Origin of the sequence: uncultured Corynebacterium sp., assembly GCF_946998835.1 — a bacterium.
Taxonomy (GTDB): Bacteria; Actinomycetota; Actinomycetes; order Mycobacteriales; family Mycobacteriaceae; genus Corynebacterium.
On sequence record NZ_CAMQAZ010000045.1, the window covers coordinates 1 to 10,865 of the forward strand.

The following is a 10,865-nucleotide window of genomic DNA, read 5'->3' on the forward strand; positions in this document are numbered from 1 at the left end:
ACATCTAACCCCAGCGACACGCCGAGCCAGACACACTTTTTGAGCCTTAACCCCTGCCTACCCAGGCGGCCACTACCGGAAATACAGAACCCCCGGCGCTCCTACTTAAAGGAACCACCGGGGGTCTCGTTGGCGGTGACGGAGGGATTTGAACCCTCGGTACGGGGTTACCGCACAAAGCATTTCGAGTGCTTCACCTTCGGCCGCTCGGACACGTCACCGCTAGAAAACGTTACAGGTAGCCTCTTTATCTACCAAATCCCCAGGTCAAGACACACACCCCACCTTTCTGACAGCTCACGCGACCGATCTCAGTCACCCGGCCGGCGCAATCAAGCTCCTCTGACCGCGCCAAGCTCCTCTGACCGCGTCAACTGCTCGAACCACTCAGACCACTCGCCCCTAAAGCCACCGCACCATCCGGACCAGTCCGCCCTAGCCGAGGTAGCCAAAGCCTGCTGAGATATGAAGGAATAGTCTGTAGCTTGAAATCTAGAAACTAAAACACGGAAAGTGCAGCCACACAGAAAGGGTTCTCCTTCATGATTCGTTCCGCCATCATCGGCTACGGCAACTTGGGCCGTAGCGTCGAAAAGGTCATCGCTGACCAGCCGGACATGGAGCTCGTCGGCGTTTTCTCCCGCCGCGATTCGCTGGACACGGAGGCCCGCGTACTCCCGGCGGCGGATGTCGAAAAGTACCGCGACGAGGTAGATATCCTGTTCGTGTGCCTCGGCTCGGCTACCGATGTCCCAGAGCAGGCCCCAGAATTGGCAAAGAGCTTTACGACGGTCGACACCTACGACAACCACCACGAGATTCCGAAGCACCGTGCGGCCATGGACGCTGCCGCCCGCGAAGGTGGCAACATCGCAATGATTTCGACCGGTTGGGATCCGGGCCTGTTCTCCCTGAACCGCGTCCTGGGCACCGCTATTTTGCCGGGTGCGGACCAGATGACCTTCTGGGGCCCAGGCCTGTCGCAGGGTCACTCCGACGCTGTGCGTCGCGTGCCGGGAGTGAAGAAGGGTGTCCAGTACACCAAGCCAAACCCAGAGGCCATCGAGGCCGTAAAGAAGGGCGAGGGCGCAGACCTGAAGGGTAACGAGTGCCACCTGCGCCACTGCTTCGTCGTCGCTGAGGAAACCGGCGACGCCGACGAGGACGCCAAGCTCAAGGAGCAGATTCGCGAAACTATCGTGACCATGCCGGATTACTTTGCTCCTTACGAGACCATCGTGGACTTCATCTCCGAGGAGGAGTTCGAGCGCGATCACCAGGGTATGCCGCACGGCGGCCAGGTCATTACCCGCGGCCAGGCTGGCACCTCCGGTCACGTCATCGAGTTCGGCCTCGGGCTGGAGCGCAACCCCGACTTCACCGCAGCTGTCCAGGTTGCCTACGGTCGCGCTGCTTACCGTCTGAAGCAGGCCGGCGAGACCGGTGCCCGCACCGTCTTCGAGATTGCCCCGTACCTACTGTCCACAGAACCGCTGGATGATTTGGTGGCGCAGAAGCTGTAGTCACTCCACCGTGCACAGCCAGGCGCACGGCTTAAAAACGGGCATCACCGCCAACAGCTGACCATCGAAACACAAAGAGCCCCAGCCATCTCCGCACATCAGAAGCGGAAATGGCTGGGGTTATTTCTTACCTAAGGGAAAAAACCTTAAGGGCTAACAAGCTTTACTTGTCGGTCAGCTTGCCCAGGGTCTCAGTAGCCTTGTCCTTCAGGTCCTCAGCACCCTGCTTGACCTTGGACGCAGCCTGCTCGCCCTTGCCCTGGTTTGCCAGGTCCTCGTTGCCAACGGCGTCGCCAGCAGCTTCCTTAACCTTGCCGCCCAGCTCGTCGGCCTTGTTCTGCAGCTCGCTCATAATGTAAGCCTCCTATGTAAACGACTTAATCTATTTCAATAGAGCCACCGTCTAGCAGCTCCACTGGTTCCGACGGTACGTGAAAATGAAGGTCCGGCACGGACACAGCGGGAATCGTAACCCAACTGTAATACCGCTCATGCTCCCGACTGTCGCTGCCTTTCGAAGAATTCCCGCAGGTAAACAGAGCATTCGTCGGCAAGCACACCGCCGCGCACCTGCGGCGTGAACGCGTGGGCCGGATCTCGGATGACGTCAGCGATGGAGCCGCACGCGCCGGTTTTGGGCGACCACGCACCGAAAACCACGCGCCCCACGCGCCCCATGACACACGCTCCGGCACACATCACACACGGCTCGAGCGTCACCACCAGTGTGCACTGCTCCAACCGCCAACCATCGCCGACGGCGCGGGTGGCCTCACGCAGCGCGATGACTTCGGCGTGGGCAAGCGGGTCCCCATCCGCTTCCCGACGGTTCGAGCCCCGGCCCACAACCCTGCCCTCGGCATCCACGACCACCGCTCCCACCGGGACATCCCCGGGTGCCGTGTAAGCAGCTTCGGCAATAGCCAGACGCATCCACTCCTCGTCGAGAATGTCCTGTTCGCGACGAGGAAGAGCACTTGGCCGACCAGTTGGCTGGCCGGCCGCACGGTCGGTTGGCCGCTCGGTCAGATGACCTTTTTCAGGGTTAGTCGTCATAGGGGTCGTAGTCGTCATCATCGCCGTCATAATCCAGGTCGGCGACATCGGCGAGCTCCTCGGCACACCCCAACTCCTCGGCGATGGCCAAGAGCTGCTCGGAGGCCCACAGCGACTGGTCATCGCAGATGGAGGACAGCACCTCCTCCGAACAGCCCAGGTCAGCAAGGATATCCATGTCGCCTTCGGCCCAGGCATCGACGTCGTCAAGCTCGTCTTCATCAATGTCGGGGATGTCCAGATCCAACTCGTCGAAGACATCGGCCGCAATGTCGTCGGTGACGGCGGCGGTGGCGTCGGAAAGCACTACGCGCAGCGACCCCACTCCCTGGCGCACGAGAATGAAGTAGTCGTCGTCGATGTTGAGCATTCCGACAGCGGCGCGTTCCGAGCGCAGATTGCGCAGCGCTTGTGCAGCGTCAGCGAGCGAATCGGTGGCGTCGTCCCCGAGGTCGACGACGCGCCAACCGCGCTCCCCCATAGTTACGGCAACCGCGAAGGAGCGGTCGTCATCGGAGGTGTATCCCCCTGAAAAGGTCGTGCTCATAACCCACAACGCTAGTCGCTGTATGTCATGCTTGTCAGGTGAGCAATTTCGAGTCCCCCTCCCCTGCTTCGTCCTCCCTGTCAGCCGCACAGCTGCCCGCGGTATGCATCCTCGGTCTGGGCCTCATCGGTGGCTCCATGATGCGCGATCTGCGGGCTCACAACGTCGAATGCTTCGGTTGGAATCGTTCGTCCACAACGGTCGAGGAAGCCACGAAGGAGGGATTCGATGCCAGCACGGATCTTCAGGCCACTCTCGAACGCGCTGAGGCCAGCCGTGCACTCATCGTGATTGGCACCCCCATGACGGCCGTCGGCGCGATGCTCGACGCCATCAACAAGCACGCCCCCAGCTGTGGCATCACGGATGTGGTCTCCGTGAAGGCCGCCGTCGCCGCTGAGGTCACCGCGCGTGGGATGGAGGAACGCTTCGTCGGCGCGCACCCGATGGCGGGTTCGGCGCAGGCGGGCTGGTCCGCCACGCTCGAAGGGCTTTTCGACGGCGCCCCCTGGGTCATCACCTACGACCTGGCAGCTGCTGCCGACGCTGCGGGCGAGCCAGTCCCGGAGCGCTGGATTGAGGTCTTTTCGCAGGTAGCAAACCTGGGCGCGGCGCTCGGCAGCCAGCTCATCCCAGCGCTGAGCGATCACCACGATGCCAGCGTCGCCCGCATCTCCCACATGCCACACCTGGCGGCCTACGCCATTGCTGCCGCTGGTGAAGCCGGAGGCCCCCTGGCTATCTCGCTGGCGGCCGGTTCTTTCCGCGATTGCACCCGCGTGGCCGCCGCCGCTCCCGACATGGTCATGTCCTGGTGCGAGAACAACACCGAACCCGTGCTCGCCGCGCTTGACGACGTCATCGAGCGTCTCACCGCCGCCCGCACACAGTTGGCCACCGAGGGAACCGCTATGGACCTGGCTAAAGTCGGCCAGATTTCCCGTGTCCGCTACGAGGCCCGCCCCGCTCACCGCCCGATTTTCCGACTGCGCGTTGGCGAGGGCGACTGGATTAATCAGTTGAAGTTGGCCGAAAACGTCGGCGGGCAGGTAGATATGTTCTAGTGTGGAACTATGTTTTCCACCGAGCTGCATACCAGCCTCGCAGGCATCACTGTCGTCAACTTCGCTATTAACGTGCCAGGGCCACTGGCCGCACAGTACTTGGGCCAGCTAGGCGCCCGGGTGATTAAAGTCGAGCCACCAACGGGCGACCCACTCGGAGCCTTCGGCCGCCCTTGGTACGAAGCTATGTCCGCCGGTCACGAGATTATCCAGGCAGACTTGAAGAGCGATGAGGGCCGCGCACAGTTAAGCTCCCTGATCGACGAGGCCGACGTGGTCATCACCTCGGTTCGTCCCTCCGCGCTGGAGCGCATGGGGCTGGCAGGCCTCCACGAGCGCCCAAATGGGCCGGTGCACATCGACATCGTCGGCGACACCGAAGCTCCGGAAACCCCCGGCCACGACCTGACCTACCAGGCAGAGGCCGGAACCCTCACACCTCCGGCCATGCCGCCGGTGCTGTTGGGCGACATCCTGGGCGCACACTTTGCAGTCACCGCTGCCCTTGCCGGGTTGATTAAGCGGGCAGGTGCTGGGGCGGACGTCGTAAAGCATTCTGGTTTGCACTGCCGAATCGGTTTGAAGCAAGCCGGTGAGGCCGGTGCTGCGCCGCTGAAGTACGGCATGACGGTGCCTGGCGGGCTGCTCGGTGGCGGACTGTGGGCGTATGGACTCTACCCCAGCGCCGACGGCTATGTGGCCGTGGCTGCGCTGGAGCCGCACTTCGCCGCCGCCCTGACGGAGGCCACGGGTGCAAGCAATCGCGAGGAACTTGCAGCCTTCCTCAGCGAACGCACCAACGCCGAAATCATGCAGCTGGCCAGCGAAAAGGCGCTGCCGCTGGCTGCGGTGGAGTAACAGGGCAGCTTAGGGCTGCGCGCCTCGAGGTAATCCTGGGCCTGGCCCCTTACGCGCTCAGCCTACGCACTCAGCCCCACGGCCTCCGCGGTGAGCTCCACGGAGCGCAGGCGGTCGGGCACCTTCAACGAGTGGTGAGCCACAATCAGCTCATCCGCCGTCGAGTACTCACCGAACTGCGCAATCTGCTCACGTACCTGCGCCACCGTGCCGACGGCCGTGTGGCGGAACATATTCTGCACCTGGCGGCCCTGCGGGGTATCCATCAGAATCTCCGCCTCATCGTCGGTGAGGTGATGCCCACCGCGGCTGAGGAACCGCCGGACCATATTCCTGCGGGTAGCAAAGTACTGCTGCTGCGCGTCCTCTTCGCTTTCCGACGCAATCACGTTCATAGCCGCAAATGCGTATGGCTTATCCAGCTGCTCTGAGGGCTGGAACTGCTCGCGGTAGACCGCGATGGCATCGAGAAGCGCGTCCGGCGCGAAGTGTGAAGCAAATGCGTACGGCAAGCCGAGTGCCGCTGCGAGCTGAGCACCAAACAGCGAGGAGCCCAGAATGTACAGCGGCACATGGGTGCCGCGGCCCGGAATCGCGTTGATGCCCTTAATCAGCGACTCGTCGGAGAGGTAACCGCGCAGCTCCTGCACATCCTGCGGGAAGGAATCGGAAGAGCGCGGGTCACGACGCAGCGCACGCATAGTGGCCTGGTCCGTGCCCGGCGCGCGACCAAGCCCCAGCTCGATGCGATCCGGATACAGATTCGCGAGCGTGCCGAACTGCTCCGCGACCGTCAGCGGTGCATGATTCGGCAGCATGACGCCGCCGGAGCCGAGGGTGATGCTCTCGGTTTTTGCAGCCACGGCTGCGATAAGAACTGCCGGCGACGAGGACGCGATGGAGTTCATATTGTGGTGCTCTGCGTACCAAATACGCTGATAACCAACCTTTTCCGCAGTCTGCGCCAAATCGATGGAGCCTTGCAGGGCATCGGCATGGGACTGCCCCGAGGCTACGGTCGCTAGGTCAAGAATGGACTCAGTACGAATCATGGTTCCACAGTGTAGACCGTTATGCGGATATTGCGAGTTTGAGATGTTTCGAATACTGAGGCGCTGGAGTCTGGGGTTTGGGGTGGCTCGTGGGTGGACGGGCTCATGGGTGGACGGGCTCATGGGTGCGGTTTGCGGGTGCGGGTGACGGTGGCGGGTGCGGGTAGGCGGAAATGCGAACTTCGCGTCGGCTTCGCGTACGAAAAGGCACGAATAATCTAGTTCCCTGCTTGATTCTCCGCTCCGCCCCTCACCTGTCAATTCCGACCCTCACCTGCCGATGAGGTATTCACACATCGATGAGCTATAGCCTGGCCACAAGTGAATAGCTCATCGATATGAGCGCAGGCAGAACCAATACCGCGCGCATAAGTGCCGGAGAACCATCGATAAGTCGGGCAGACAAAAAGACCCGCACCTTATCGGTGCGGGCCTGCTTTGTGCGCCCGAAGGGATTCGAACCCCTAACCTTCTGATCCGTAGTCAGATGCTCTATCCGTTGAGCTACGGGCGCATTATGTTGTTATTCAGCGACTCTGGGGTAATTCCCTCAGCCCCTGCAACGAATAGATACTTTACTCATCCTGCGAAGTTTTACAAAATCGCCTGTTCAAGCAACCTTTTTGGGCACTTATTCAAGTACATATTCGTTGCACATTAACAACAGGTTTCGTTGCGGTTACCCCGGTCTAACCGGCCCCCGGAGGCCGGCACCGGCGCGGACCGGAGAAACCGAGGAACTACTCGCCGCGAACCCAGCGGACAGCGTTGCCGAAGATGTCCTGCTCACCAATGCCCGGGATGTTGCGCATCAGGCCTTCGCGGAAACGCTCCGGGTGGCCCATCTTGCCCAGAATCCTGCCGTCAGCACTGACAATGCCCTCGATGGCGTAGGAGGAACCGTTCGGGTTGGCTGGCGCTTCCATCGTCGGCACGCCCTCGGCATCGCCATCGGTATCGACGTACTGGAAAGCGACCTGGCCGGCCTCGAACAGGCGGCGAGCCTCGTCCTCGGAAACCACGAAACGGCCCTCGCCGTGAGAAACCGGCATGAGGTGGGTCTGACCCGGCTCGAATCCGCGCAGCCACGGGGAATCCACGGTAGCCACGCGGGTGGTGGCGATACGGGAAACGTGACGCAGCTGGCGGTTGTGGGCCAGGGTCGGTGAGTCCTCACGGAGCTGCGCCGGGTCGCCATACGGCAGGAAGCCGGACTTGACCAGAGCCTGGAAACCGTTACAAATACCGAGCACAAGACCGTTGTCGGCCACAAACTCCTTGACGGCGGCTGCGACATCGTCGGAACGCAGGAACGCGGCGATGAACTTGGCGGACCCGTCCGGCTCATCACCCAGGGAGAAGCCGCCGGAGAAGGCGAGGATATCGGCGTCCTGAAGCTTCTCGATAAACGCCTTCGTGTCCTCCGCCAGCATTGCCGGGGTCAGGTTGCGGATCACGTGGAACTCGTAGGCAGCGCCAGCCGCGACGAACGCCTCGGCCATGTCGTACTCGGAGTTGGTGCCCGGGAAGACCGGCAACAGCACGTGGACATCCTTCTTGCCCGGGCTCTGCAGGTCGGTCTCGGTCTCGTTGACCTGATTAGCGAACTCCGGCAGGGCCGCGCCCTCGTACTCATTGAGTGGGAAGACGTCACGGTAACCGGACTCCATCGCCTCCAGCGCCTCGGCGACAGTGAAGGACTCCTCGCCAAAGCACAAGGTACCCGACTCATCGGTGGCGCCAATCTTCACGGCACCCTCAACGGCCCCCGCAATAGCCCCCTCAACAGCCTGACCAGCCGGAACAGCCACAACGATGGAGCCCAGTGGAGCCTCCGGCAGCGATGCCTCCAGGCCCACGCCGTTGCCCACAGCCATGTTGACCAGGGTCGCAGCCAAATCTGCATTGGCAACAGCCGAAGCAGCAGCCGGACGCAGCTCGCGCACAGCAGCAAACAGCTCGTTGAGCTGCTCGTAGTTCGGCTCCCCGGACTCGAGCGGCTTGTGCGCAAACAGGTACAGGTCAAAGTTACCGGCCGGGATTGCGGCGGATACGGCGTCGGTCTCGTCCATCGCAGCGACTGCGAAGGTCACCAGGGTCGCCGGCACGTGCAGGTCCTCACCGTAGGTGCCGGACATGGAGTCCTTACCGCCAATGGCCGCAACCTGGAAGCCATCCTGAGCTTCCAGCAGACCGAGCAGCGCCTGCGCAACCTCACCCCAGCGCTGTGGATCCTGGTCCAGGCGCTGGAAGTACTCCTGCACACTCAGCCAGGCACCGCGCGGATCGCCACCGGCCGCTGCGAGCTTAGCCAGAGCCTCCACCACGGAGTAGGAACCCATGAGGTACGGGGACTCGTCGGCAAGCGATGGCGAGTAACCCCACGTCATGATGGATGCGGTGGTCGTGCCGCCATCGACCGGCAGCGTCTGAATCGACGCCTGCTCGTCGGTCTTCTGCGACGCGCCGCCGTACGGCATGAGCACGGTGGAGCGGCCGACGGTCGAGTCGAACTGCTCGATCATGCCCTCCTGGGAGCCCGCCGTCGCCGCACGCAGCGACTCAAGCACACTCGCCGGAGCCTGCTTTACGACGCCGCCCTCCCCAGCAACCATCTCGACGTTCTGGGCGCGGTCGGCGCCGTTGGTGTCGATGAACTCACGGGAGAGGTCGAACACGACCTCGTCACCCATGAACATGCGCAGACGACCAGTGTCGGTGATGTCGGCCAGCGCGACTGCCTCGATGTTCTCCTCGGCAGCGGCGGCGATGATGAAGTCGGCATCCTCCGGGCGCACGACCAGCGCCATGCGCTCCTGGGACTCGGAAATTGCAATCTCGCGGGCGTTCAGACCGGCGTACTTCAGTGGCACACGCTCGAGGTGAATGTCGATGGAGTCAGCCAGCTCACCGACCGCGACGGACACGCCACCTGCACCGAAGTCATTACAGCGGACAATCTTGGTGGCGACGTCCTCGCGGCGGAACAGGCGCTGAATCTTGCGCTCGTTGACCGGGTTGCCCTTCTGCACCTCGGCACCGGAACGGCCCAGCGAGTCCTCATCGTGAGCCTTCGACGAACCGGTCGCACCGCCGACACCGTCACGGCCGGTGCGGCCACCGAGCATAATCACCACATCGCCCGGCGCGGGTTCGAGGCGCTTGACGTTGTCTGCCGGAGCAGCGGCGACGACGGCTCCGAGCTCCATTCGCTTAGCGACGTATCCCGGGTGGACCAGCTCGCGCACACCAGTGGTGGCCAGACCGATCTGGTTGCCGTAGGAGGAATAGCCAGCTGCGGCGCGGGAAGAGATGTCGCGCTGCGGCAGCTTGCCCTCGAGAGTCTGCTCACGCGGGGTGTTGATGTCACCTGCGCCGGACAGACGCATGGCCTGGTAGACCCAGGAGCGACCCGACAGCGGGTCACGGATCGCGCCACCGAGACAGGTGGAGGCGCCACCGAACGGCTCGATCTCGGTCGGGTGGTTGTGGGTCTCGTTCTTGAACATGAGGAGCCACTTGCGGTCGTCACCCTCGACGTCGACGTAGACCGAGCAGGCGTTGATTTCCTCGGAGACTTCCTGGTCGTCCATAACGCCCGTGCGACGCAGTTCGCGGCCCATGATGGTGCCCATGTCCATCAGGGTGCGTGGCTTGTGAGTGCGGCCGTTGAGCTCACGCAGCTCGTCGTAGCGACGCAGCGCACGGTCGAGCTGTGCGGCAAAGCGCGGCTCGTTGTTCTCGATGGAGGTCAGCTCGGTGTTGAAGGTGGTGTGGCGGCAGTGGTCCGACCAGTAGGTGTCCAGTGCGGACAGCTCCACCTCGGTCGGAGTGCGGCCCTCGGAGCGGAAGTAATCCTGGATGGTCTTCAGGTCGGCCAGCGACATGGCCATGCCATCTGCTGCGAGCAGCTCGGTCAGGTCTTCGTCATCCAGCTCGGTGAAGCCCGGGTACTCCTTCAGCGGCTCAATTTCGCCCATGCTCGGACGGCGCAGAACGCTCAGGTCCTTCTCCCCCGACTCGACCGGGTTAATGAGGAAGGAACGCACGGTGTCGTTCACCGGTGCGTCGAAAACGTAGAGCGTGGCCGAGGTAATCTGCGTGCGGGTTTCCGGCCGGAGCAGGCGCAGGGCCTGCTCGGCGGCATCGGCACGCTGGTCGTACTGGCCTGGAAGTGGCTCAACTGCGAGGTAGTTACCCAGCTCGGCGGGGGCTGGGAGCTCGACCAGCTCGTCGACACGCGAATCAGCAACTACCGACTCGCGCAGCGCGACAAGATCCTCCTCCGTCGCATCGAAAGCATCGTAGAGATAGTAGATTGCCACCTCGCCGTCCTGGCCGATCGAGGACAGCAGCGTAGCTTCCTCGTTGCGGAACTCGGGCTTACGGCGAACGGCTAGACGGGCGTCCATCAAGGCTCCTATCGAATTACGGGGAGGGCAACCGGGGTCTAAGTCTATTGCAACTGTTCAGGATAGGAAAATGTTCCCCAGTGCGTGAGGTGGAAGGCGCTTGGCGGAAGCCCCGATTGACCAAGTACAAGGCCAGGCTAATCGGATTCGACCGAGCAAAGGCTGCGCGGGGGTGTTGGAGGTACGGCCGTGGTGGCTCAAGGAGGTGGTGAGTCGGGCGGCAGGTCCGGGTTGGTGCCTGGTGCTGCGCGTTGCTGCCTGGTGCTGCGCGTTGCTGAAACAAGGGAGCTGGTTCGTTGTCTTATCGATGCATAGTTCACCCATCGATTCGCTATAGCCTGGCCACAAGTGAA

The 10,865-nt window shown here is 62.6% G+C and carries 8 protein-coding genes and 2 tRNA genes; 3 read left to right on the forward strand and 7 right to left on the reverse strand.

Features of this window, described 5'->3' with window-relative positions; all coding sequences use genetic code 11:
- Positions 1-130: 130 nt before the first annotated feature.
- A tRNA-Ser gene (locus Q0U90_RS10900) sits at positions 131-221 on the reverse strand.
- Positions 222-542: 321 nt separating this feature from the next.
- Here Q0U90_RS10900 and Q0U90_RS10905 point away from each other — a divergent pair.
- Complete coding sequence (locus Q0U90_RS10905; RefSeq protein WP_297454954.1) at positions 543-1,523, forward strand: diaminopimelate dehydrogenase; 981 nt, start codon at positions 543-545, stop codon at positions 1,521-1,523.
- 163 nt (positions 1,524-1,686) lie between these two features.
- On the opposite strand, the gene Q0U90_RS10910 is transcribed toward Q0U90_RS10905, so the two are convergent.
- The 3 genes from Q0U90_RS10910 to Q0U90_RS10920 form a co-directional block, all read right to left on the reverse strand.
- The gene (locus Q0U90_RS10910) at positions 1,687-1,875 is read right to left on the reverse strand and encodes a CsbD family protein (protein WP_016421846.1); all 189 of its coding nucleotides are present in this window, start codon (positions 1,873-1,875) and stop codon (positions 1,687-1,689) included.
- Positions 1,876-2,012: 137 nt separating this feature from the next.
- Positions 2,013-2,456 (reverse strand): nucleoside deaminase, encoded by a 444-nt coding sequence (locus tag Q0U90_RS10915; protein ID WP_297454975.1) that lies wholly within the window; start codon positions 2,454-2,456, stop codon positions 2,013-2,015.
- A 112-nt stretch (positions 2,457-2,568) separates the two neighbouring features.
- A complete protein-coding gene (locus Q0U90_RS10920; protein WP_297454959.1) occupies positions 2,569-3,126 on the reverse strand; it encodes a tRNA adenosine deaminase-associated protein in 558 nt (185 codons plus the stop codon).
- Positions 3,127-3,164: 38 nt separating this feature from the next.
- On the opposite strand from Q0U90_RS10920, the gene Q0U90_RS10925 reads away from it, so the two are divergent.
- Entirely contained in the window at positions 3,165-4,190 is a 1,026-nt protein-coding gene (locus Q0U90_RS10925) for a prephenate dehydrogenase (protein WP_297454962.1), read from the forward strand.
- 9 nt (positions 4,191-4,199) lie between these two features.
- Positions 4,200-5,048 carry a CoA transferase gene (locus Q0U90_RS10930; protein ID WP_297454966.1) on the forward strand — a complete coding sequence of 283 codons (849 nt, stop codon included), beginning with the start codon at positions 4,200-4,202 and terminating at the stop codon, positions 5,046-5,048.
- Positions 5,049-5,110: 62 nt separating this feature from the next.
- Here the strand turns inward: Q0U90_RS10930 and Q0U90_RS10935 are convergent, their stop codons facing one another.
- The 3 genes from Q0U90_RS10935 to Q0U90_RS10945 all read right to left on the reverse strand — a co-directional run bounded on the left by Q0U90_RS10935 (position 5,111) and on the right by Q0U90_RS10945 (position 10,512).
- Positions 5,111-6,100 carry an LLM class flavin-dependent oxidoreductase gene (locus tag Q0U90_RS10935; protein WP_297454969.1) on the reverse strand — a complete coding sequence of 330 codons (990 nt, stop codon included), beginning with the start codon at positions 6,098-6,100 and terminating at the stop codon, positions 5,111-5,113.
- Between the two features lie 441 nt (positions 6,101-6,541).
- Positions 6,542-6,614: transfer RNA gene (locus Q0U90_RS10940), tRNA-Arg, on the reverse strand.
- Positions 6,615-6,840: 226 nt separating this feature from the next.
- Entirely contained in the window at positions 6,841-10,512 is a 3,672-nt protein-coding gene (locus tag Q0U90_RS10945; protein ID WP_297454972.1) for a phosphoribosylformylglycinamidine synthase, read from the reverse strand.
- Positions 10,513-10,865 lie beyond the last annotated feature (353 nt).